Origin of the sequence: Fodinibius sp. SL11, from assembly GCF_052060035.1 — a bacterium.
Classification (GTDB): Bacteria; Bacteroidota; Rhodothermia; order Balneolales; family Balneolaceae; genus Fodinibius.
The window spans coordinates 73,708-98,789 of sequence record NZ_JBPOEA010000006.1 but is presented as its reverse complement, the minus strand read 5'-3'; the positions used below and the strand labels follow the sequence as shown (position 1 = coordinate 98,789).

Sequence of the window (25,082 nt, the reverse complement as noted above, 5' to 3'; positions counted from 1 at the left end):
TGATGGATATATGAAAGCATATTTAGATCTTGTTCGCAGTGTTCTGGAGAATGGCGTAAAAAAGGAAAATCGCACAGGGACGGATACTATTTCTAATTTTTCGGAGTTTTATAAAGTTGATTTGTCCGAAGGATTTCCACTGTTGACGACTAAAAAAGTGTATTTTCGATCGGTTATTCTGGAACTTCTTTGGTATCTCCGTGGAGAAGATCATATTCGCTGGCTGCGAGATGAAAATGATTGCCACATCTGGGATGACTGGGCCGATGAGGACGGTCATGTTGGACCGATTTACCCTGTGCTGTGGCGACGTTTTCCTTATCATGAGGAAGAAGAAATTCATTTTGAGGGTGATGCCTCTCACATCTGTAAAACAGTACTGATCAAGAAGGAATTTGATCAGGTACAGCGGGCGATAAATATGCTGAAAGAAAATCCCAATAGCCGGAGAATTGTGGTCAGTGCATGGCATCCCGGACTGCTCGATCAAATGGCGCTGCCCCCTTGTCACTTGATGTACATTTTTAATGTTACTGACGGTAAGCTCAATTGTCATCTCACGCAACGCTCCGGTGATATCGCATTGGGCATACCGTTTAATCTGGCTTGTTACTCAGCGCTTACGATGGCCATTGCTAATGAAGTGGGCTTGGACTATGGCACTTTTGCTCACACTATTGTTGATGCACATATCTATGAAAATCATGTTGATGGGTTAAAAGAGCAGCTGACTCGTGAACCTCGTCCGTTGCCAACGCTCGATATTTCCGATAAGCCTGTCGATGATCTTGAGTTTGATGATTTTGAACTCAAGGATTACCATCCTCATGATTCTATTAAATTTGAGGTAGCGGTATGACACTGGCTGCCATCGTAGCCCATGATCCGAATCTGGTGATAGGAAAAGGCGGTGATCTGCCGTGGCATTACTCCGAGGACCTCAAATATTTTAAGCGGACCACGATGGGACATCCGATCATTATGGGACGGGTGGTCTTTGAAGAGCTGGGGGGAAACCCTTTGCCCGGACGTGAAAATATTGTCCTCAGTCGATCTAGCAATTATGATCACGTGCCTACTTTTTCATCTTTTGATAAGGCTTTGGAATATCTTAAAGAGGAAGAAATAGTGTTTCTTATTGGAGGTGGGGAGATTTACCGTCAGTTTTTAGATCAGTGTGATAAACTTTTTGTTACTGAAATCCATCAGAATTATGAAGGGGATACTTACTTTCCCGAGTACCGCGATGAGATTGGGACTACTTGGAAAGAGATCAAAAGAGAGGACCATGATAAGCTTTCTTTTGTAGTCTACGAACGGATGTAGTAAAAAGTTAAATGTTGAAAGTTATAGTCAAGACTTGCCACCTGTAACCTTCAACTCTGCAAGCTGTCACTGCTCATTGATTACTATTATCATATCTCAATATCTTTTAGATGTACTACGTATGGTTTTACCACCGGCTCAGTGAGCGCAATGATATTTTTGGTGTCAGCGGCCTTTGAAAATTCAACGGCGTTGTCTTTTTCTTCTAAAATCCAGATCCCTTCTTTTTCATATTGGTAAGCCTCACTGTAACTCTCGTCAAAAGAATAAAAGTAGTTTGCTGCTTCTTCATCATAAGGGAGTCCCCGTTCTTTCAGGACTTTTTGTGTTTTGGTAAGTACCTTTTTCCTGACTTTTTTTGAAGGCTTCTTATCCAAAAAGGTCGTACGAAACAGTTTGCGAGACTGGAATCGCTTGCAAAGGTTTGCCAGAACAGGGTCGGAAGAATACTGCCAATATTTGATACTCTGGAATACATCATTATCGTCAAGCTGCAGATATTTCTGTAACACTTCGCCCTTAATTCCTTTCTGGGCACTGGGACGTTTTTCAAGGAAGAATTGGAGGGCAGGAGAGGCATGATAAAGATTTTTACCGTCTTCAATCAATGTGCGTACCCGGTTAAAGATGTGCCGAACCAACTTGTCGGCGCTTAGCACTGTTTTGTGCAAATAAACTTGCATATACATCAGCCGCCGTGCCAAAATATAGTTTTCAATGGCGTAGATGCCTTTCTTTTCGATCACAATATTCCCTTTGTGTACGCGCATAGTTTTAAGGATGCGTTCAATACCCACCGATCCTTCATACACATTGGTAAAAGCACTATCGCGCTTTAGATAATCCAAACGATCAATATCCAGCTGCGACGAGATAAGTTGGTTCAGAAATGGCTTTTTGGGGTACTGATCTGTAAAAATTTTAATGGCAAGATCCAACATGCCATCCATTTCTCTATTGAGATGACGCATGACGGCCAGCGTCATTTTTTCGTGATGGAAATCCTTGATTAGGTCAAACTCCAGGGTGTGCGAAAGGGGGCCGTGACCCACATCATGTAATAAAACGGCAATGAGTGTGGCCTCGTATTCGGCAGGACTGATGGTGGTATCCTTTTCACGAAGATTATTGAGCGTGCGCTGTGCTAATTCCATGGCACCCAGGGCGTGTGAAAATCGGGAATGTTCTGCCGCCGGAAAGACTAAATATCCCAATCCCATCTGCTTAATGCGACGCAGTCGCTGCACATAGGGATGATCAACAAGTTCCAGAACCGGACCTTTGGGAACGGTGATAAATCCGTGAATAGGATCGTTGAATATTTTGTATTGCGTGCTTTTATCCATGGATTAGTTATTTGGAATCTATAAGGGGTACAAAACTAAACAGTTGCATGGTTATTCAAAAAGTGAGTCAGGTAACATGTACTGTTCAGTATTTGGGATGTCAGGGATTCTTGTTGGACGTTGTTTGTTCAAATCAAACCAAACGCCGTGGGCTTTGGCAATTGATGCAAGCTTTTTTCCTTGATCAGTATAAATAGCCTGAAAGCTTGTGATACTGGAATTGCCGAGTGATTTTATCCCTGATCCGATTAAAATATCAGCAGGGTACTCAACAGGACTTATAAACTCAATTTCAAGATTAGCCAACACAAAGCTATAGCCATTTTTCAATTCACTGGCCAGCCTATTGACCTCCTGGATGAATTCAATACGGGCTTCTTCGTAATAGGTGCTGAAAATGGCATTGTTGACGTGGTTTAACGGGTCTAAATCACGAAACCGAATAGAAAGGGTCGTCCAATGAGGAAAGAGATTTTCATCGTATTGCGGTCGAATCATAAATGGTAATTTTTGTAATGAGTTTAGCTGCAAAAAGATAGGTCCAAAATAATCATCTTAGTGTTTAATATCCTACTGACATTTAAAATGAGTTTAGCGGTAGAGTTGTGAATGCTTATATTCGGAATCGAGTGAATGATTCTATTCACTTCGAAATAAAACTTATTGTGTCATCCTGAATTTATTCAGGATCTATTACAATCTGCAATTATTTTTAGATTCTGAAACGAGTTCGGAATAACATGTAAATTAAATTTTTAGAGAATGATGTTTGACGAGACAGAAAAAGAATTTTTAGAAGAATTACTGATAACCCCCAGTCCCACGGGTTTTGAGTCAGCGGGACAGCAAGTTTGGACCGAGTATGTAAATGATTTTGCAGACAGCGTTGAATCGGATGCCTATGGTTCGGCCTATGCCAAGTTGAATACCAGCTATGATGTGGCTACGATTATGTTGGAAGCCCACTGCGATGAAATTGGCATGATTGTACAACATATTACCGATGACGGCTATATTTTTGTTAATAAACTGGGCGGCAGCGATTCGACCATAGCCCGTGCCAAGCGGGTTAATATTCATGCCCGTAATGGTATTGTTTCCGGCGTGACGGGAAATACGGCTATTCACCTGCAGGATAAAAAGAACGGAGGAGGTGAGCAGCCCAAATGGAAGGATATTTATGTGGATATTGGGGTATCCAGCAAAGAAGAAGCATTACAATTAGTGCAAGTTGGTGATCCCATCACCTACGCTGATGAATTCGATTACTTGTCTGATGAAATTATTTCGGGGCGTGCGCTCGATAACCGTATTGGTGGATTTGTGATTGCCCAGGTTTTAAAAAAACTAAACGAGCATCGTAGCGATCTGAAGGTAAATGTGGTGGCGTTGAACTCGGTTCAGGAAGAGGTGGGCGGTTACGGGGCCCGAATGATGAGTTATCGCATTGATCCCGATGCGGCGCTGGTAACAGATGTGACTCATGCGACCGACACCCCGGGCATTGATCACAAAGAGCATGGGTTGGTTAAGTTGGGTAACGGACCGTCGATACAGCACGGCGGAGCCAATCACCCCCAGATTGTAGAGTTTATTGAAGAAGTTGCCATTAATAATGACATTACTCTGCAACACGAAGCCACCAGCGTGCGCACAGGAACGGACACCGACAGTATTTTTTATCAGAAAACGGGTATTCCCAGCGCACTGATTTCGCTGCCGCTGCGTTATATGCATTCACCGGTGGAGACGGCTTCTTTTAAAGATATAGAATCGCTGATCAACGTAATGACGAAAAGTGTTCTCAATATGGCGCCCGATCAGGCATTTCATGTACTAAAATGATAGATAGGCTCGTTAGCCGGAAGAAATTATTGTTACCGGTGATTTTCATCCTTTATCAAATAGATAAAATTACAATTAAAACGACTCCCTCAAGTATGAAAGTTAAATCATTTTTTATCCTGTTGTTCTCTTTGATGATGGCGACATCATTACAAGCACAAGTAGAAACATCTAACACCGTGCAGGAAGCATTTCTGCCTTATGAAACGGGTAATAGTACATATTATCGAAGTGCCAGTGGTGAGCCCGGTGAAGCCTATTGGCAGAATGCAGCTGATTATGACATTGATGCCCGGCTTTTTCCTGGAGAGCATAAAATTGAGACAAGTATCACCATTCATTATACCAATAACAGTCCACAGAATCTTAAGTTTTTGTGGCTACAATTGGATCAGGATCTGTTTGAGGCGGATTCATGGGGTTCCAAGTTGACGCCACCCGGCGGTGGGCGTTTTGGCAACCAGGAATTTGATGGTGGAATCGAAATAGAAAATATCCAAATTATACATGGTGGTGATACGTATGAACCCGAGACCCATACTGTTGATACGAATATGAAGCTGAACCTCAGGGAAGCTCTTAAAGCGAAGGGAGGTAAGTTGCAGATCAGCATCGATTATACTTTTAAAGTGCCGGAGTACGGTTCCGATCGACTGGGACGGCTGGACACAAAAAATGGCGTTATCTATGAGGTTGCCCAGTGGTATCCGCGGATGGCTGTTTATGATGATGTAAAGGGATGGAATGTGATGCCCTACTTGGGTGCCGGTGAGTTTTACATGGAGTATGGAACTTTTAATTATTCTATAACAGCTCCGGCAGAATATGTAGTTGTGGCTTCCGGAGAATTGCAGAATCCCAAGGATGTTCTTACCAAAAAGCAGCAAAAGCGGATGGAGGAAGCCCGAAATAGTGATAAGCGTGTATATATCATTAATAAGGGTGAGGTTGGTAAAAAAGAATCTCGTCCGCAGGGAAGTGATCGACTGACATGGAAATACAAGATGGAAAATACCCATGATATAGCTTGGGCAGCATCAAAAGCATTTGTATGGGACGCGGCGCGTATTAATTTACCAGATGGTGAACAATCGATGGCGATGTCCGTATATCCCAAAGAAGTTTCCGGGGACTCTGCCTGGGGACGTTCTACCGAATATGTGAAAGGATCTATTGAGTTTTATTCGGATTACCTGTCAAAGTATCCATATGCCAGTGCGATTAATGTGGCCGGCAGGGTAGGAGGAATGGAATATCCCGGAATAGTTTTTTGTAGCTGGAAAGCGAAGGGAGCTGGCTTGTGGGGCGTTACCGACCACGAGCTTGGTCACGAGTGGTTCCCCATGATTGTAGGTTCGAACGAACGCGAACACGCCTGGATGGATGAGGGCTTTAATACCTTTATCAACAGCTTGAGCACGGCTAATTTTAATAACGGAGAATATCATGATCCCAATAATGCCCGCTCGCTGAATGGCTGGTTATCTGGTGACAAAAGTGAGCCGATAATGACTGCACCTGATCAAATTCAAGATGGTAATTTTGGATATGTTTCATATTACAAGCCGGCTCTGGGCTTGCAAATTCTTCGGGAATCAATCATTGGCGAAGAGCTGTTTGATGAGGCATTCAAGGAGTACGTTGATCGCTGGTCGTATAAGCATCCTACACCCAAAGATTTCTTTAATACACTTGAAGATGTGACCGGACGCGAGCTGGACTGGTTCTGGCGTGGGTGGTTTGAAAAGACCTGGACCATGGATCAGGCTGTGGATAAGGTGGCATATACAAAAAAAGATCCTTCCAAAGGAGCATTTATCCGCATCAAAAATAATGGTAAGCTGGTGATGCCGGTGAAAATGGAAGTCACCCAAGAAAACGGCAAAACAGAATTGGTAGAGCTTCCCGTTCAGACTTGGCACCGGGGTAATGAATGGATTATACAGTACAATTCCACTGCACCGATTACCAAGGTGGTTATAGATCCCAATAAAGAATTTCCGGATGTAAAACCAGAAAATAATGTCTGGAAACCGGATACAACCAAGAACAACCCATAAGGGTTAGCAGTGGATATTTTTATGGGATTGAAAGCCTGTTCTTTTCGGAACAGGCTTTCTTATTTGATGATCAACTTACTGCCTTGGAAATACGGTTTTGGAGGGCTTGCACAATCGGATTTTGGAGTTGTTCCTTCGAAAAGGGCTCAACAAACACGTACTCCAACTGTTGATGGTCGGCATGGCGAAAGCGATCGTATAATTCGTGGGCCATGTTATTAAAATCACCTTCGTAATGGATAACCCGACTGTTTTTTCGTGGAACAGGGCGGCTGTGAAGCAGATACAGGGCGTCATCTACAAAAGTGGTTCCGCTGCTGCTTATCCATCGGACTTTTGCTTCGGGAGCATAGTGCGAATATTTGGTTCCCGGGCTTTTGGCCGTTTCATTTTTTGAAGAATCTTTATCTTGCCGAACATCTTTGCCAATGATTTTTTTTATGGCATCGGAACTCACCGCACCGGGACGGTAAATGGTATAGGGTTCAGAAGAGATATCCAATACCGTAGATTCCAGACCGATCTCCGTTTCTCCTGCATCAACAACAGGAAAATCTTCTCCAAAATCCTCTTTAACATGCTCTGCTTTGGTAGGGCTGGGTTTACCTGATGAATTGGCGCTGGGAGCCACCAATGGTCCCGACAGTGCAAGAAGCTCTTGCGAAAGGGGATGTTTGGGCCAGCGGAGGGCTACTGTATCAAGGCCGGCAGTAATGACATCGAGTACTTGTGGTTTCTTCTTGAATATGAGCGTAAGTGGACCCGGCCAGAACGCATTCATCAGTTTGTGCGCATCATCCGAAATTTCGGAAGCGAAATATTTGACCTGATTAGGATCAGAAATGTGTACAATAAGGGGGTTATCCGCTGGCCGACCTTTAATGTCAAAAACCTTTTGTATGGCATCAGGATTTTTGGCATCAGCCCCGAGCCCGTAGACTGTTTCCGTCGGAAAAGCGACCACTTCTCCGGATTCAAGAAGATTGACATACCGATCAAGCAAGGCTGACCTCCCGCTTTTTATTAGTTGAAGGTGCCAATTCTTTTAAAAAGGTTGCCGCTGCCTCAAGGTCTGGAATGTCTTGGATGGCAAATCGCACGCGGTCTTCTTTTTGGATTACCTGATATCGACCTTCGGCCTCTTTTTGCATTTTCTTGAGCACCTGTTGAAACCGGTCGCCATAAAATTCTTTGCCCAGATCAGAATCATGTTTCGGGCACTCCAGCCACATACGGTTGGAACGGATGCGTACTTTTGTTATAAATAGCTGTGAAGCATATAGCTTGATAACCGATGCCGTAATCAGATTTTGAGCCGCATCGGGGATGGGACCAAAACGATCTTTGACCTCTTCTTTCCATTCTTTGATGGTTTCCAGTTTTTCAGCCCCTGCCAGTTTTCGATATAGGTTCAGCCGCTCCACATTATCCGATACGTAATCATTTTTAAGCAGCGCGGGCAAGTCAAATTCCACCTGCGTTTCCGGTAATTCAACTTCTGTTTCTACATCACTAAAGACGTCGCTGAATTCCTCCTCTTTTAGTTCTTTGACGGCATCGTTAAGTATTTTTTGATACAGATCAAAGCCCAGGTCGTTTATGAAGCCGCTTTGTTCGGCGCCTAATATGTCTCCGGCCCCGCGGATATCAAGATCGCGCATGGCGATGTTAAATCCGGATCCCAAGTCCGAAAATTCTTCCAAGGCCAACAGTCGTTTGCGGGCATCATCGGTGAGCGATTTAATATCTTTCGTGATAAGGTAACAGAATGCTTTTCGGTCCGATCGTCCCACGCGTCCGCGCAGCTGATGCAGTTCGGCCAGGCCAAACATATCGGCACGGTTGATGATCATAGTATTAGCGTTGGAGATATCAATTCCATTTTCGACGATATTAGTAGAAACGAGTACATCAAACTTGTGGCTATAAAAATCTTCAATGATGTTTTCCAGCTTTTTAGAACTCATCTGTCCATGCGCAAAGCGTACGCGAACTTCAGGCATAATCTCTCGCACCATATTCGAAATAGACTCAATGGTTTTCACACGGTTGTGAATAAAGAAGACCTGTCCGCCTCGCGAAATTTCTTGCGAAATGGCATCCTGGATAAGCTCTTTATCAAAACTGTGTATTTCTGTTTCTACGGGCTGGCGATTCGGAGGCGGGGTATTGATGATACTCAGATCACGGGCACCCATCAGCGAAAATTGAAGCGTACGTGGAATAGGAGTGGCGGTTAGGGTAAGTACGTCAACCGTGGCGCGGTATTCTTTAAGCTTTTCTTTGGTTTTAACGCCAAAACGTTGTTCCTCATCCACAACCAAAAGTCCAAGATCATCGAATTCAACATCTTTAGACGTTAGCCGGTGGGTACCGACAACAATATCAACTTTCCCCTCCTTGAGTTTTTTGAGTGTTTCTCTTTGTTCTTTACGCGATCGGAAACGAGAAAGCACCTCTACCGTTACGGGAAAATCTTTCATCCGCTCCGAAAATGTTTTGTAATGCTGGTCGGCTAAAATAGTTGTTGGAACCAGTACGGCTACCTGCTTGTGATCCATCACGGCTTTAAAAGCAGCTCGGACGGCCACTTCTGTTTTGCCAAATCCAACATCGCCGCAAACAAGGCGATCCATTGGGGTATCTGACTCCATATCTGCTTTTACGGCCTCAATAGCATCACGCTGATCGGGTGTTTCTTCAAACTCGAAACGAGCTTCCATCTCGGTTTGCCACGAAGTATCCGCAGAAAAATCGAATGCTTCTTTTGATTTTCGCTTGGCATACAACTCGATAAGATCGCGTGCTATATCTTTAACTTTTTCCTTGGTTTGCGCTTTTTTACGCGCCCAACGACCCGAGCCCAGTTTGCTGATCCGTGGTTGTGTCCCTTCCTTTCCAGAGTACTTCTGAATTTTGTGCAGACTCGTGACATTGACATAGAGCAGAGAATTTTCCTTATATCGAAGGACTACCGATTCCTGTTCAACACCGCGTACTTCAATCTTTTTAAATCCGGCAAACTTTCCAATGCCGTAATCGACGTGCACCACATAATCGCCGATGTTTAGATCGCGTAACTCCTTGATAGAAATGTTGCTGGTATGTCGTTTCCGTCTTGTCTTGGGACGGTGGTACCGGTTAAAAATCTGGTGGTCGGTATATACCGCCAAACCTTGTTCGTTGAGCGTAAAACCCTCGTGGATAGATTCTACAGAAAGATGATAACGGAGATCTTTGGAAGGCTCTCCGAGCAGTTCCTCGAACCGATCGCGTTGGCCCTCATTATCGCAGAGGATATAAGTATCAAAGCTTTTTTTGCTGAGCGTTTTAATATTTTCGCGCAGCAGCTTGATGCTTCCATTGAAATCCGGTTGCGGATTCGCATCCAAACGGTACGTCCAGGAGGGATCACTATTTTCCGAAAATCCGCCCAGATGAATTCGGGCGTGATTTTGATAAGACTCCTGAAGGTTTTCCAAGTCTACATAAAGTTCTTTGGGCGGCAGGATATCTTCTGCTGGTTCAAGCTCATTGAATGTTTCTTCTGCTTCGTGGAATCGTTCCTCAATATCTGATTCAATAAGGGATCGATTCAGTAATATAAAAACAGTTTCTTCATCAAAATAAGAGAGTACACCTTGTTTCTGACCCTTATTTAAGCTGGATGCATCGGGCACAAAGCGAGCCACATTTAAAAACGAGATGGAGCGCTGAGAATCGGGATCAAATTCTCGGATGGAATCTACCTCATCGCCAAAGAATTCCAGCCGGATAGGGTATTCACCCGAATAGGGAAAGACATCCAAAATACCACCCCGATGTGCAAATTCACCAGGCTGATTTACAAATTTTACCGGCTCATATTCTTGGTCTACCAGTTCTTCTTTTAGGCTGTCAATTTCGACCGAATCCCCATTTTTGATTGTCAGCGAAGCCTCCGTAAAAACTTCTGGAGCGACAATCTTTTCAAATATGGCGGCTGCTGAAGTCACCAATATTGACTTTGGATCCGTATTTATTTTTTCAAGCACTTCGGATCGTTGGACTACTACAGAGCTGTCGGTAATTTGCTGATCGTCATAGGGCTTATGGCCGGTCTCTGGAAAATAGTTTGCCTGTTCAACATCCAAGGCTTCAAGGTCGCCCTGCATGAATTGGGCAGATTCGGCATCGCCGTGAATGACAACCACCTTGTCGTATTTTTGAGCCAGCTTAGCCACTAAAAAGGAGGGAGTGGAACCTACAAAATGGTTAAGCTGAATGGTTTCGCGTTCTTTAATATGGGAATGAAGATCACTCCACGGGAACTGTGCTGAAAATGTTTTTAGTACGGACTGTAACGCCATGAATTAATTTATTGGAAAAGAATTCTACTGCTCAAATAAATGGATAACAAAATAACCATTAATTAGGTTCTTCGGGAATAAGAACGCTGTTTGTTAACTGGTGTTATATAAAGGTAGTAGTCCATTTGGCTATTCTGTGGCTTTGCGGAAGACAAATTGTTCGGAAATAATACTCAAAACAAGCAGTAAGATGCCCGGAATTAAAAACCGTGCGTATAGATCTTGTATATCCGTATAGATAACTTCTTCAATCTCCGTTTTTTCGAGTTCATCAATTTGATCATAAATATCTTCCAGCTTTTCGGTATCGGTTGCTCGGAAATATGAGCCGTTGGTCATGTTGGCAATTTGGGTAAGCATCTCCTCGTCGATATTAACCTCTACATTTTGATAGCGATCGCCAAAAATAGGGTCCTTGACCGGATAGGGCGCTGTACCCCGTGTACCGGCGCCAATCGTATATATCTTAATATCGTAAGAAACGGCAAGATCAGCGGCCGTTACCGGATCAATTTCTCCGGCATTGTTTTGCCCGTCAGTGAGCAAGATGATAACCTTGCTTTCGGCTTCACTTTCTTTGAGCCGATTTACGGCTGTGGCAATGCCCATCCCAATGGCAGTGCCGTCTTCTACTACACCCATCTCAACATCTCCAAGCAATCTTTTAAGCAGATCATAATCAAGGGTAGGGGGCACCATTGTAAAGCTTTGACGAGCAAAGAGTACCAAACCGATACGATCCGAAATGCGTTTGTTGACAAAATCTTCAGCTACACTTTTGGCTGCTTCTAACCGGTTTGGTTTCAGGTCTTCGGCTTTCATCGAGGTAGAAATATCCAGCGTTAAGACAATGTCGATTCCTTCGGCATTGCGTTCTACGGTGGTATTTTTGTATTGGGGACGGGCCAGGGCGATCACGATAAGAATAAAAGCGAAAACCTGTAAAAGCGGAGCTACCCAGATTCCGTATGTTCGCCAGTTGCCACCAAGGTTTTTAAGACCCGAGGTATTGGAAAATAATAGGCTGGGATTCTTTTTGCTCAGATGCTTCCAGATCTGATATCCAATGATGGGGATCAGCAGAAGCAATAGCCATAATAAATGAGGATTTGCCCAACTCATGCGTTCACCTTTTCACCGTTTTCATATTCCTTGTGAAGTTCTTCGCGCTGAGCCTCCATTTTAGCCTGGTGTTTGCGGCGCAAGTGATCAATGCGCGGCCCGTCGATCTGCTGGGCCCGATCCAGGAAATTATAGGCTTTTTGTAGCGCTCGTTTAGCTTGCTTGGGAGTGGGATTAAACTTGGCAAACTTTACCATATCTGCTTCCTGTAATACGGCTCGCGTATCATCAATAAGATCTTGGTCGATTGAACCATTCCTTAGCATATTCAGGAGCTCTCCGCTGGTCGATTCCAAAGCGGGAAGATTATACAACGATTCATAATATTGACGAATGGCATCTCCCAAATTACTGTAAAAATTCTTGTAATCTTCCTGGGTATCCAATGGAGTGTTTTCAAGTTTTTGTATCGATTTTCGATACTCTTTTAAGGGATTTTGAAAAGGAGTGGGAGTAAATGTGGGACGTTCTTTTTCCTGCTGTTGCTGTTCTTTCCACTGCAGGTAGTACTGATATGCATAGTAGGCTGCGATGGCAATGATCAGGAATCCCAACAAGTAAGGCCACCATGCTCGTGCAAATTCAAAAATGGGTTTTAGCGGACGAAGGGATTCATCATTTGTGGCCAAGATGCTGCTAAAACCGACAGGAATCGGCCTCGTATACAAGAGGGTTGTATCTTGTTGTTGTACTAGTTGAACCGGTAATTTTGGGATTAGAGTATCAGCAGTACCAAAAAATTGCAGTTCATAGTATACGCTGTCTTTATATTCAGAAAGTTTAAACTGCTTTCGGGAACGAATTTCAAAAGCACTGCCAAAATGTGAGCTGTCGGGAAAGCTTATATCATCGTATTCTTGGTTTTTATCAAGGATAATAGAAAAATCAAAAGTGTCACCGACTTGTAGAGAGTCGACAGTAGAGAATTCTTTTAGAACTTGCGCCTGCCCGGCAAAGGGAATTAGGATGATCAAGAATAGACAGACGATAGAACATCTCTTTATATATTTTTTTGTTACCACTGATGCAATACGAGCTTTGATATTTATATCATTTCGGTTGATAGCACGAAAATCCCAATTAATAGCCACCAAAAATAGAAAAAATAGTGCCATTCGGAAAAATTAGGAAGCTGAAAAGTTGTATACAATATTAATCATGCATAGATGTTGTGAAAATGCTAACTTATAAAGAACTATTTATAACAAATTTGGAGTGATGCGAGCGAACTTTCTTTTAGGGGTACTGCTAACTTTTTTTATGTGGGGATGTATGTCTGAAGTCCAGAATAATACTCCTGAACAGCAGTTGGAGCCTATTTCAGCAACCGTTGATACCACAATTTCTACGCCCACCTTCGATAAATTTGGCATTAAAATAGATAGTGTTGAAGTTCAGGAGCATATCGTTAAACGCAACGAAAGCTTATATCTTATACTCGATAAATTCGATTTTAGCCCGCAGGAAATTTATGCCATAACGCAAGAAGCAAGTAATTTTATTGATTTTAATCAGATTAAGCCCGGACAAAGATACCGAGCATATGTGTCTGCTGATAGTGCTCAGGATGTGTCACATATCCTGTTGCAGAAAAATCCCATTGATTATATAGTATTAGATTGGCAAAAAGATTCTCTGCAAATTTATCAGGCATCGCAGCCACTTACCACCAAAACGGTTGCCGCTTCGGGAACCATAGATAATTCCTTATACCAAACGATTAGTTCACAGGATGGAAGTCAACTATTGACCAATAGAATAGCTAATATCTTTGCCTGGCAGATAAACTTCTTTGGGTTACGCTCCGGCGATTCGTTCGAGGTGCTTTATAATAAACAGTTTATTGATGACAGTTATTACGGTATTGGCGATATAAAAGCAGCCCGGTTTACTCATCGTGGAGAATCGTATCAGGCCTACAAGTTCAATCACGGCGATATCAAAGGTTATTTCAATGAAAAAGGAGAAAGCGTTCAAAAAGCACTTTTACAAGCTCCCTTTAAATTTAGTCAGCGAGTAAGTTCAAACTTTTCACGTAGTCGATATCATCCGGTATTGAAGAAACGTGTTCCGCATTATGGGGTTGATTATGCCGCTCCACCGGGAACACCGGTGTTGGCAGTAGGAGATGGAACCGTTACAGAAGCCCGATACCGAGGAGCCAATGGGAATATTGTAAAAATAACTCATAATTCGACCTATCGGACTGCATATTTGCATCTCCGGGGGTTTGCCAGGAACATAGAACGAGGCGTAAAAGTGGAGCAGGGACAGATTATTGGTTATGTGGGAAGTACAGGACGGGCTACCGGTCCTCATCTGCATTATTCACTGTATAGAAATGATCGTCCGGTAAATTCTCGTACTGTTGACCTGCCGTCATCAGAGTCAGTGCCGGATAGCTTGATGGACGTTTTTGCCGAAGTGCGGGATAGTCTTAAACGTGAGCTGAAAGCTAAAATTGATACCACTATTGCTGATGCTCCTGTTATGACTCATACTCAGGTAAAATGATCAATACCGGTGCATGCGTCGGCGGAAAAACGTCATTAGTGGACGAATATATGAGGCGTTTGTCTCCAGCTCAATCATATCTATCTTCATGCGTAAAAATTGGTCCCGAAGTTGATGCTTAGCTTGTTCTCTTTTCTTCTGATACTCTTTGCGAACTTTTTCGCTGGATGTATCCACAAGAACTTCTTCACCGGTTTCGGCATCCCGAAGGGGAATTAATCCCAGATTGGGTAGTTCATCCTCAAACTTATCATTAATAAAGATATTTACGAGATCATGTTTACGGTTGGTAATTTTTAGCTGCCGGTCGTATTCATCATCCTGAAAGTCGCTGGCCAAAACAATTATGGCACGTCTATTTAGTAGACGATTTACGTATGATAGCGCTTCACTGATATCGGTGCCGGTGCCTTTGGGTTCTGTTGTTAAGAGTTCACGGATAAGCCGTAGAACATGAATTCGTCCTTTTTTGGGTGGAATTACCTTCTCGATTTCATCGGTAAAAAGGATCAGGCCAACTTTGTCGCCGTTTTTTATTGCGCTGAATGCAAGTACCGCACATATCTCTATAGACAACTCCATTTTGCTTTGTCCTCTGCTGCCAAAAATACCGCTGGGAGAGATGTCAACGCAAAGCATTAACGTTTGCTCCCGCTCTTCCTCAAACTGTTTGATGAAGGGGTCTCCTGTGCGAGCGGTAACATTCCAGTCGATCTGTCTGATGTCATCCCCATAAGTGTACTCGCGTACCTCTGAAAACTCCATTCCACGCCCTTTGAATGCGGATTGATATTCTCCGCCGAAAAGGTTGTTTACTTTTCCTTTGGTACGGATTTCAATTTTTCGGACTTTCTGGAGAATTTCTTTTGAGATCATAATCGAAATATTGGCATTGTATTAGGTGCAAGGATAGGGGAATTATCATTTATTTAAAAGTTGATAATTGCAGTGCCCAACAGAGAATTCGGATATCATAACAATTTATTAACAGTTCCATAACGGTTTGTTTAGATACAGTTATTGTATTGTATATCTAAAAAATGGATCACCGAATGGATTAGCACATGATTATTGGCAGTGAATTCAGCAATAAGTATCAGCAGTTTTTAAAAGAAGTTGTTTCTCTTTCTAAAAAAGAGATGTCACAAAAAATTGCAGTTCAAAAGGTCAACGATAACCTGAAATGGGATCGGACTGAAATAAAACATGTGCTGGAGTATATGCAAGAGCTTGGGCTAATCAAGATAGAGACGATTGGCGGGCCACTTTTATATGGACATATTACTGTGACAAAATCAGGCTTTAAAAAGTATCAAAGCTTAATTGATCAAGAGTGATTCAGGTCATTTAAAATTGGGATCATTATAGTTAAACTTTTCCCGAAAATTACCTACCTTTGGCACGGATTTAATTCCGTAGCATACTGTTAACAAAAATTCTGTATTCATGACTATAGGTGTACCCAAAGAGATTAAAACACATGAGAACCGCGTGGCATTACTTCCGGGCGGTGTAACAAAAATGAAACGTAACGGTCACGATGTATTGATCGAGAAAGGAGCTGGTGAGGGTAGTGGCTTCCCGGATGAGCAATATATAGAAGCCGGAGCTAAAATTATTGATGATGTTGATGAGCTCTGGAATAAGGCCGAAATGATCATGAAGGTGAAGGAGCCGATTGAGGTAGAGTATGACCGAATGAAGAAAGGGCAAATTATTTTCACCTATTTTCACTTTGCCGCCAGCCGTGAACTGACAGAAGCTGTTAAGAAATCAGGAGCTGTTGCCATTGCTTATGAGACGGTAGAAAAAGAAGATGGTTCTTTGCCATTACTTATCCCTATGAGTGAGGTCGCCGGACGTATGGCCACTCAAGAAGGTGCTAAATATTTAGAAAAGCCTGAAGGTGGACTCGGAATTCTACTGGGGGGAATTCCCGGTGTAAAACCGGCTAATGTGCTGGTTATTGGTGGTGGGATTGTAGGCGTTAATGCTGCAAAGATTGCGGCCGGAATGGGCGCAAATACTACAATCATGGATATTAGTATGCCGCGCCTTCGTTATTTAGATGATATTATGTCACGCAATGTGGATACCATGTTTTCATCTGAAGCTAATATTCGAAAAATGCTTCCCCATGTTGATATGATTATTGGGGCAGTATTGATTCCTGGTGCCAAGGCGCCAAGCTTAATTACCCGAGATATGTTGACCGATATGCAAAAAGGATCGGTATTAGTGGATGTTGCAATTGATCAGGGGGGATGTTTTGAAACCTCAAAACCGACTACACACGATAATCCAATTTACGAAGTTGACGACGTGGTCCACTACTGCGTATCGAATATGCCCGGAGCTGTACCGCGGACTTCAACGCTTGGGTTAACTAATGTTACCTTGCCCTATGCGGTAGATATTGCAAATAAAGGCTGGAAAAAAGCTCTGAAAGATGATCAGGAGCTTATTAAAGGCCTTAATGTTGTTGATGGTGAGATTGTTTATAAAGAAGTGGCCGAAGCGTTTGATATGGATTACACTCCCATTGAAGAGGTTTTGTAATTAAAACGATATAGAAAAAGCCGAACATATTATAAAAATATGTTCGGCTTTTTTATTAAAATGGGTCCCTTTGTGTTATCCGTGAAACAATATGTGGAACATGTAAAATATTTCTTTAGCTAAATAGTTGTAATGCATTGGCGTGTAAGGAACTAAGGATGTTGATATCTAAGTGAACAACTTGTTAATAAGTATTTTTGTTTACCATAAGTCATCCCATTATATTTTTAAATCATTACAACATTAATAGTTGTTATAGATTGTTTATATGGGTAAGATAATTTCCATAGCAAACCAAAAAGGCGGCGTTGGAAAAACAACAACGGCTATCAACCTTGCTGCCAGCCTTGCTGCTATTGAGCATACCACATTGATCATCGACATAGACCCTCAAAGTAACACTACCAGCGGTTTGGGTATTGAAGCAAAAACTGTTTCGCATTCCGTTTATGAAGTGATGGTAGGGGGAGTAGATGCATCGGATGCTATCAGAGAAACGGAATTGCCCTTTCTGGAGTTAATTCCTTCGCACATAAATTTGGTTGGGGCCGAAATTGAGATGATTGATCGGGACCAACGGGAACGAATTCTGGAAAAAGCTATTTCGGGACTTAAAGAGCAGTACGATTTTATTATTATTGATTGTCCGCCTTCGCTTGGATTGCTTACTATTAATGCATTAACGGCATCCGATTCTGTGTTGATTCCGGTACAATGCGAATATTTTGCCCTTGAAGGGTTGGGACAGTTATTAAATACGATTAAGATTGTTCGTCAGCATTTAAATACGGAGCTTGAAATTGAGGGTGTCTTATTAACGATGTATGATACCCGTACAAGACTTTCGGATCAGGTGGCAGATGAAGTGCGCAAGTATTTCGATGATCGTGTCTTTGAAGCTATCATTAAACGTAATGTGCGTCTTGCCGAGGCTCCCAGCTTTGGGAAACCGGCATTACTTTATGATTCTACCAGTATGGGGGCTAAGAATTATTTGGCATTGGCACGCGAAATTATCCATCGCAATAAAGATCTTTTTAAAGATAGTCCGGTATTTGCGAGCAGTTAACAGGTGATGAACTATGGCGTCGAAAAAAGTTTTAGGTCGAGGATTAGGAGCTTTTTTTCCTGAATATGATGAAGGAGAGGGGCAGGAGAAACAAGAAAAATCAGGCGAAGAACAGGATGGAGGAACACCCTATGTGGAGCCCCAAAAGCGGGTGAATATCGTCTTGCATGTTCCGGTTGATAATATTAGGCCTAATCCGCATCAGCCCAGAAAAGAATTTAATGAAGATCGTCTCGAGGAACTTGCTAATTCGATTGAGGCTCACGGCCTAATACAGCCGATTACAGTACGTTACATCGGTGAAAAACGGTTTGAGCTTATCAGCGGTGAACGCCGTCTTCGGGCATCAAAGCTGGCGGGTCTGGAGGAAATTCCGTCGTATATTCGGGAGGTAAATGATGATGACATTATTTCGTATGCGCTTATTGAAAATATTCAGCGCGAAGATTTAAACCCTATTGAAGTTGCGATGGGGTATCAGCGACTGGTCGAAGAAGCCGGATATACACAGGCAGAGGTAGCCGAACGGGTAGGTAAAAATCGGTCTACGGTAACCAACATGTTACGTTTACTCAATTTGCCTGCTTTTGTTCAGGCAGGGCTTCGCGATCAAAAGATATCGATGGGACATGCCCGGGCACTTCTTTCTATCGATGATGAAGACGATCAGGAGGAGGTTTACAACAAAATTATTGATAAAGGATACTCGGTTCGGAAAACGGAAAAGGTAATTCGAAAACTGAATGAGGATCCTAAAAAAGAATCTGAACAAACTGAGCCTACTGATAAAGAACGTGCTTTTTTAAAAGAAATATCGAATCGGCTACGCAGTACATTAAGTACGAAAGTCAATATTAAATCCAAGAAGAATGGCGGCGAAATACGTATCGAATATTATTCGGATGAGGAACTGGATCGCCTACTCGAGCTTTTCGATTCTATTTCTTAGCATATCTACTTTTTTGTGTACACCTGTATTGGGGCAGTCTCAACAATTGAAAAATTCGTTTTCCCATATTACAGGTAATTTTAATGCTAATACTGACGTACGTTATCAGAATCTGTATTTTAGAAACGATACAACAACTAAAAATATTAATGAAGATCTGCCTGATCCCAGTAGTGTTCTTTATAAGTCGATGATTATCCCGGGTTGGGGGCAAATTGTTAATAACCAAGTGTGGAAGGTACCAATTGTATATGCTGTTTTAGGGGGATTGGGATATTATAGCGTACATTTAACAAGGAAATATCATGACTATCGGGCAGCGTATTATAATTTGAATTCCGATACTCCTGATGACTTACGATTTGGTCCTACACCTTCGTACATTCCTGAAAATGCTAATTTAAATGAGGTCCGTGATTTGCGGAATAAGTTTAGAAATAATCGCGACCTCGTGTATGTAGGGATTGTTTTGGCTTATGGGCTTAATATAATTGACGCCTATGTGTTTGCTCACATGCGGTCGTTTGATGTTTCTAAAGATCTTAGTATGCGACCACGTGTAAAACCTGCGGTAATGGCACAGTCTAATATGCCGGGACTTACCCTGTCAATTGATTTAATAGCTAAGTAAAAAAGTAATATGAGTAGCGAAAACGAAATCAATAACCTTACAGTACCCGATAACTTCGGTGATAGCCACGAAGGTGATGTCTGGAGTATATTTAAAATAATGGGCGAATTCGTAGAGGGCTACGATAAGCTTTTTAAAATTGGACCGTGTGTTTCAATTTTCGGGTCTGCAAGAATGAAGGAAGGTGATCCCTATTATGATATGGCCGAACAAACTGCCAAGAAAGTGACAGAAAGGGGATTTGGAATTATCACCGGTGGGGGACCTGGAATTATGGAAGCCGCCAACAAAGGGGCCCAAAAGGGGGGCGGGAAATCAGTAGGACTTGGTATTACCTTACCCCACGAACAGGGATTAAATCCCTATGTTGATCATGATTATATTATCAACTTTCACTATTTTTTTGCACGCAAGGTCATGTTTGTAAAGTATGCCCAGGGATTTATCGTTTTTCCCGGTGGTTTTGGAACCTTAGATGAATTTTTCGAGGCTCTAACACTTATTCAAACCAAAAAAATAAATCCTTTTCCCATCGTTTTAATCGGTACAGATTATTGGAGTGGATTGGTTGACTGGATTACTGATACGATGGTCAAAAATGGAACGATATCAGAAGAAGATATTGATCTGTTTCATTTAACGGATGAAGAAGACAAAGCCGTGGATATTATTTGTGATTTCTATCAGAAACATACATTAAGCCCAAATTTCTAAATGGGTTTAATTTTATAAAAAAATAGTTATACATTGAAACAAAATTTGATATCAGGGATTAGATATGATGTAACTAATGCCAATAGAGGTCATTTTTGAACATTTTAACAATAAAATACGCACGATTCAGTTTACATTTATATAAATCGTTTAATTCATTACATTTGCGTATTTGTAAATTTAACCATAAACCGAACAAACAATGAAGTCGTTGAAATCAAGAATAACTGTATTTTTACTTGGTCTTTTTATTTTTGGGTTAGGCCAGACCGTTGAAGCACAAGATCGAAAAGAGGCCGTCCAAACTTATAATAGTGCTCGGGAGATGGTTCAGAACGGTGATTACCAGAAAGCTATTGAGCAATTTAAGAAAGCTATTGAGGTTGGTAAACAAATCGGCCCAGAAGGTGAGGATATCGTTGATCGAGCTGAAGCGAAATTACCCGAAGTATATCGACAGATAGCACTCGATGAATACCGTGCCTTTAAACAAAACCAGACCCTCTCAAACCTTGATGCTACTATCAATGCTTTTCAGGAAACTAAGGATATTGCTGCAGAGTATGGTAATTCGCAAGTTTCAAATCAGGCTAATGGAGTAATCAATCAATTGTTGTATAGCAAATCCATCATCCAATATAAGCAGCAAAATTTTCAAGATGCCCTTGCAACACTTGATGAAGTAATTGCTAATGATCCCAATTATGCAAAAGCTTATTACCAGAAGGGTATTGTACTTAAAAAAATTGATGGGACTGAGTTAGAACGTTCTCTTGAACTGTTTGATCAGGCTATTGAAGTAGCTAAAAAGACCAATGATAGCCAAATAGTTTCCAGAGCACAAAATGCTGCACGTGATGAGTTGGTTTATCGTGGAGCAACAGCTACAGAGAATAAAAACTTCTCCCGTGCTAAGGAACTGTTGAATAAAGCACTTGAGTATGATTCAAGCTCTGCTGATGCTCATTATCGTTTAGCTCAAGCGTACAATAAAACACAAGACTGGCAACAAGCAGTAGACCATTCGAAAGAAGCTCTTGGTCTTGAAACCGGTGGACGTACGGATAAAGCTAAAATTTACTTTGAACTTGCTACGGCATATCAAGGGCTGGGACAAAAAGAAAATGCCTGTGGTGCTTATGGCAATGCTGCCTATGGTTCTTTTAAATCTCCCGCTGAGCACCAGATGGAATATGAACTTAAGTGTGAAAATTCGACGGGATAAATAACCAATTTACGTTAGGAATTTTTAAAGGCCTCCATTCTTGGAGGCCTTTTTCTTTTTGTAGAACTCTTTTTTTAAGTAAGCTGAGCATTGACTATTTTCAGCATCTAATTTTGGCCCTCAAATAAAATAAGACTCTTTAAACAATGAGCTCAAAACAATCCTCACTTGACGAGCTATGTGTAAATACGATCAGAACTCTTTCTATTGATGCCGTACAGGCAGCAGAATCGGGCCATCCCGGTATGCCTATGGGTATGGCCGATGCAGCTTATGTTTTATGGACAAAATTTTTAAAACATGATCCTTCTAACCCTGACTGGTATAATCGGGATCGTTTTGTACTATCCGCTGGCCATGGGTCGATGCTGCTATACAGTTTGCTTCATCTTACAGGCTACCACCTTTCCCTTGAGGAGTTGAAAAATTTCCGACAATGGGGAAGTTTGACGCCCGGACATCCCGAGTATGGATTAACACCGGGTGTTGAGACTACTACAGGTCCACTGGGACAGGGATTTGCCACCGGTGTTGGAATGGCGATGGCCGAAAAACATTTAAGTGCAAAGTTTAATACGGATAACCATCAGTTGACCGATCATTATACCTACGGTATTGTGAGTGATGGAGATTTGATGGAGGGTATTTCACAGGAAGCTGCTTCTTTGGCCGGACATCTTAAGTTGGGGAAATTGATTTACCTGTATGATGACAACGAAATTTCTATTGATGGAAGTACTGATTTGGCTTTTACAGAGAATGTGGAAAAACGTTTTGATGCTGCTCAATGGCATACAATCAAAGTAGATGGGCATGATCGACAAGAAGTCGAGCAAGCGATTGAGAAAGCGCAGGCTGAGACGGAACGTCCATCATTGATACTCTGTAGAACCCACATCGGGTTTGGAAGTCCTAACAAACAGGATAGCGCTGATTCGCACGGAGCTCCCTTGGGAGAAGAAGAAGTGAGAAAAACGAAAGAAAATCTCAATTGGGATCCGGATGCTAAATTTCATATTCCTGATGATGCATTAACACATTTTCGCAGGGCAATCGAAAAAGGGGCTGAAGCTTCGGAAGAATGGCAAGATATATTTGAGCAATTTCGGGAAAAGAATCCTCACAAAGCAGAAGCATTTACCAAAGCAATAAATAGAGAGCTTCCTACTGATTTTGAGGATATTCTTCCCACTTTTGAACCGGATGTAAAAGGAATGGCTACCCGTGCCTCATCCGGAAAAGTATTACAATCATTGACCCAAAAAGTGCCACAAATGATTGGAGGATCTGCAGATTTGACCGGGAGTAATAAGACTTGGATTGATGATGCGGGTATCTTTTCTGCTTCTGATTATAGCGGCCATAATATCCATTTTGGTGTGCGGGAGCATGCCATGGGAGCTGCGCTCAATGGGATGGCGCTACACAAGGGCGTAATCCCGTATGGCGGAACTTTCCTGATTTTTTCAGACTATTGCCGACCGGCCATTCGTATAGCGGCACTGTCGCATATTCCATCGGTATTTGTGTTCACCCATGATAGTATTGGATTGGGTGAAGACGGTCCGACGCACCAGCCAATAGAACACCTGGCATCATTGCGCGCAATGCCGAACGTATTAGTCTTACGTCCTGCTGATGCGAATGAGGTTGCGTGGAGCTGGAAAGCTGCTTTGAATTACAAAAAAGGTCCCTCGCTGATTGTACTTACACGTCAAAATGTGCCAACTTTTGAGCGTAAGAAAGAAAATGCTGCACAGAATACGACTAAAGGAGCTTATATCCTTTCTGATTCCGACAAACAACAGCCTGATGCTATTTTAATGGGTAGTGGATCGGAAGTGTATCGTGCAATGGAGGCAAAAGAAAAACTTGCTGCTAAAAATGTTGATGCAAGAGTCGTGAGCATGCCATCCTGGGAGCTTTTCAGGGAACAGGATCAAGCTTATCAACAAAAGGTTCTGCCCAAAGACGTATTGGCTCGTGTCTCTATTGAAGCTGCTGCCACCCAGGGTTGGAAAGAATGGGTAGGCACAGAAGGAATGACAATTGGAGTTGATCGTTTTGGGGCCTCAGCACCTTACGAAGATATCTTCCGGGAATATGGTATAACCAGTGATCGAATGGCGGAAGAAACCCTTAAGTTGCTTGGATAATCAATGATATGAGTCATGAAGTGGTCTGACTTAAAGTTGGACCGCTTCATTTATTTGTAGTATGGTGGACACAGGTAAAAGTCACATCATCAACGGGTTCTTCATTACCAATAAAGTTTTCCAGCGAAGAGTGTATTTTATGGATAATGGATTTGGCGTGAAGTGAACCATAGATACTCATAATGCCGTCGAGGCGTTCATCGCCGTATTCTTCACCCCATTCATTGCGCGATTCGGTAAGTCCGTCGGTATAAAAAAGGATGCTGTCACCGGATTTAAAATGAAATTTCTTTTCCTGTAGGTGCTTTTCCATATTTTGAGAGGTGGTCATACCGAGTGCAAATCCGTCAGATCGTAAATCAAAGGTTGCATCGCGTTCATTGCTAAATAGGATGGGTGCGTTATGTCCGGCGCGTGCAAAAATAAAATGATCTCCTCCATTGGGAAAAAAAGCTGCACAGGCGGTAACGAATGTTTTATCCTTGATATCTGATTTTACGTAATTGTTGAGTTCAAGGAAAAGCTCTTTGGGAGAAGGTTGACTTTTTTCGATAATAAGATGCACCAAAGCCTGCATACGCACCATATACAAAGCAGCCGAAAGGCCTTTGCCCGAAACATCAGCAATTACAATATAGGTACCCCCCTCGGTTTCAATAATATCTACGTAATCACCGCCCACTTCTTTTGCAGTATTGGCAAAGCAGGCAATTTCCAGGTTTTTTCGATAATGTTCGGTATTAGGCAACAGGCTGAGCTGAATTTCTCTTGCAAGATCTATCTCCCGTTTTACGTCAGATTTTTCCAGCAGTTCAACAAGTAGTAGCATCAGCATAGAAACAAATGCAAAGGGTAGCAGCAAGTTATAGAAAAATACGATGCCGGTAAGCTGCAGGAATCCAAATAAATAATGGGACAGAAATGATACCACCGATAATCCAAAGACTAAACGTCGGGTTGGGTTTAGTCTTTGTGTCAGGGCTGAAAAAAGGCGCATAATTTTTAAATGGCCCGGAATGGTTTGATCGTCAGCCTTTTCAATATTCTCTTCTATGGCTTCCGCATAAAGTTGTTTAAGCCTATCGGTGTCTTTGTAAAATTCTTTCCCCATACGTTCCCGGGTCATGCCCGAAACGTATTCCTTGTAAAAACTTTTTGTGTTTTGGAAAGCTGATTGTGCTTCGTTTTTTAAGCCCATGGAAAAGTCGTTTCGATTA

21 protein-coding genes are annotated in these 25,082 nt (G+C 42.3%); 13 read left to right on the top strand and 8 right to left on the bottom strand.

Annotation, left to right across the window (positions count from 1 at the left end):
- Positions 1-10 precede the first annotated feature (10 nt).
- Positions 11-859: a thymidylate synthase gene (locus tag ACQ76V_RS09425; RefSeq protein WP_441000242.1), complete on the top strand. Its 849-nt coding sequence runs from the start codon at positions 11-13 to the stop codon at positions 857-859.
- The gene (locus ACQ76V_RS09420) at positions 856-1,326 is read left to right on the top strand and encodes a dihydrofolate reductase (RefSeq protein ID WP_441000241.1); all 471 of its coding nucleotides are present in this window, start codon (positions 856-858) and stop codon (positions 1,324-1,326) included. Before ACQ76V_RS09425 ends, ACQ76V_RS09420 begins: the two co-directional genes overlap by 4 nt.
- 89 nt (positions 1,327-1,415) lie before the next feature.
- Here the strand turns inward: ACQ76V_RS09420 and ACQ76V_RS09415 are convergent, their stop codons facing one another.
- A complete protein-coding gene (locus ACQ76V_RS09415; RefSeq protein WP_441000240.1) occupies positions 1,416-2,672 on the bottom strand; it encodes an HD domain-containing protein in 1,257 nt (418 codons plus the stop codon).
- Positions 2,673-2,723: 51 nt separating this feature from the next.
- Positions 2,724-3,170 carry an acyl-CoA thioesterase gene (locus ACQ76V_RS09410; protein ID WP_441000239.1) on the bottom strand — a complete coding sequence of 149 codons (447 nt, stop codon included), beginning with the start codon at positions 3,168-3,170 and terminating at the stop codon, positions 2,724-2,726.
- 264 nt (positions 3,171-3,434) lie between these two features.
- On the opposite strand from ACQ76V_RS09410, the gene ACQ76V_RS09405 reads away from it, so the two are divergent.
- Both ACQ76V_RS09405 and ACQ76V_RS09400 read left to right on the top strand, forming a co-directional pair.
- Entirely contained in the window at positions 3,435-4,517 is a 1,083-nt protein-coding gene (locus tag ACQ76V_RS09405; protein ID WP_441000238.1) for a M42 family metallopeptidase, read from the top strand.
- Between the two features lie 95 nt (positions 4,518-4,612).
- Positions 4,613-6,577, top strand: coding sequence for a M1 family metallopeptidase (locus ACQ76V_RS09400; protein WP_441000237.1), 1,965 nt, complete (start codon positions 4,613-4,615; stop codon positions 6,575-6,577).
- A gap of 70 nt (positions 6,578-6,647) precedes the next feature.
- On the opposite strand, the gene ACQ76V_RS09395 is transcribed toward ACQ76V_RS09400, so the two are convergent.
- From ACQ76V_RS09395 to ACQ76V_RS09380, 4 genes are all read right to left on the bottom strand, one after another.
- Entirely contained in the window at positions 6,648-7,580 is a 933-nt protein-coding gene (locus ACQ76V_RS09395) for an L-threonylcarbamoyladenylate synthase (protein WP_441000236.1), read from the bottom strand.
- Complete coding sequence (mfd, locus tag ACQ76V_RS09390) at positions 7,573-10,926, bottom strand: transcription-repair coupling factor (RefSeq protein ID WP_441000235.1); 3,354 nt, start codon at positions 10,924-10,926, stop codon at positions 7,573-7,575. Before mfd ends, ACQ76V_RS09395 begins: the two co-directional genes overlap by 8 nt.
- Before the next feature lie 129 nt (positions 10,927-11,055).
- A complete protein-coding gene (locus ACQ76V_RS09385; protein WP_441000234.1) occupies positions 11,056-12,048 on the bottom strand; it encodes a vWA domain-containing protein in 993 nt (330 codons plus the stop codon).
- Positions 12,045-13,163 carry a hypothetical protein gene (locus tag ACQ76V_RS09380; protein WP_441000233.1) on the bottom strand — a complete coding sequence of 373 codons (1,119 nt, stop codon included), beginning with the start codon at positions 13,161-13,163 and terminating at the stop codon, positions 12,045-12,047. The genes ACQ76V_RS09385 and ACQ76V_RS09380 overlap by 4 nt, the downstream gene beginning before the upstream one ends.
- 157 nt (positions 13,164-13,320) lie before the next feature.
- Between ACQ76V_RS09380 and ACQ76V_RS09375 the strand changes: the two genes are divergently transcribed.
- Positions 13,321-14,562 carry a peptidoglycan DD-metalloendopeptidase family protein gene (locus ACQ76V_RS09375; RefSeq protein ID WP_441000232.1) on the top strand — a complete coding sequence of 414 codons (1,242 nt, stop codon included), beginning with the start codon at positions 13,321-13,323 and terminating at the stop codon, positions 14,560-14,562.
- On the opposite strand, the gene ACQ76V_RS09370 is transcribed toward ACQ76V_RS09375, so the two are convergent.
- Positions 14,563-15,438 (bottom strand): DUF58 domain-containing protein, encoded by an 876-nt coding sequence (locus ACQ76V_RS09370; protein WP_441000231.1) that lies wholly within the window; start codon positions 15,436-15,438, stop codon positions 14,563-14,565.
- A gap of 188 nt (positions 15,439-15,626) precedes the next feature.
- Here ACQ76V_RS09370 and ACQ76V_RS09365 point away from each other — a divergent pair, with 188 nt between their 5' ends.
- From ACQ76V_RS09365 to tkt, 8 genes are all read left to right on the top strand, one after another.
- Positions 15,627-15,899 (top strand): hypothetical protein, encoded by a 273-nt coding sequence (locus ACQ76V_RS09365; protein ID WP_441000230.1) that lies wholly within the window; start codon positions 15,627-15,629, stop codon positions 15,897-15,899.
- Between the two features lie 109 nt (positions 15,900-16,008).
- Complete coding sequence (gene ald, locus ACQ76V_RS09360; protein WP_441000229.1) at positions 16,009-17,121, top strand: alanine dehydrogenase; 1,113 nt, start codon at positions 16,009-16,011, stop codon at positions 17,119-17,121.
- 268 nt (positions 17,122-17,389) lie between these two features.
- The gene (locus tag ACQ76V_RS09355; protein WP_441000228.1) at positions 17,390-18,190 is read left to right on the top strand and encodes a ParA family protein; all 801 of its coding nucleotides are present in this window, start codon (positions 17,390-17,392) and stop codon (positions 18,188-18,190) included.
- 13 nt (positions 18,191-18,203) lie between these two features.
- The gene (locus tag ACQ76V_RS09350) at positions 18,204-19,139 is read left to right on the top strand and encodes a ParB/RepB/Spo0J family partition protein (protein WP_441000227.1); all 936 of its coding nucleotides are present in this window, start codon (positions 18,204-18,206) and stop codon (positions 19,137-19,139) included.
- A gap of 46 nt (positions 19,140-19,185) precedes the next feature.
- A complete protein-coding gene (locus ACQ76V_RS09345) occupies positions 19,186-19,770 on the top strand; it encodes a DUF5683 domain-containing protein (protein WP_441000226.1) in 585 nt (194 codons plus the stop codon).
- 9 nt (positions 19,771-19,779) lie between these two features.
- Positions 19,780-20,484, top strand: a complete 705-nt coding sequence (locus ACQ76V_RS09340; RefSeq protein ID WP_441000225.1) for a TIGR00730 family Rossman fold protein — start codon at positions 19,780-19,782, stop codon at positions 20,482-20,484.
- Positions 20,485-20,686: 202 nt separating this feature from the next.
- On the top strand, positions 20,687-21,709 hold the full coding sequence (locus tag ACQ76V_RS09335; protein WP_441000224.1) for a tetratricopeptide repeat protein: 1,023 nt from the start codon (positions 20,687-20,689) through the stop codon (positions 21,707-21,709).
- A gap of 146 nt (positions 21,710-21,855) precedes the next feature.
- Positions 21,856-23,865 (top strand): transketolase, encoded by a 2,010-nt coding sequence (gene tkt / locus ACQ76V_RS09330; protein ID WP_441000223.1) that lies wholly within the window; start codon positions 21,856-21,858, stop codon positions 23,863-23,865.
- 46 nt (positions 23,866-23,911) lie between these two features.
- Here tkt and ACQ76V_RS09325 read toward each other — a convergent pair whose 3' ends face one another.
- Entirely contained in the window at positions 23,912-25,063 is a 1,152-nt protein-coding gene (locus ACQ76V_RS09325; RefSeq protein WP_441000222.1) for a PP2C family protein-serine/threonine phosphatase, read from the bottom strand.
- Positions 25,064-25,082: the final 19 nt, after the last annotated feature.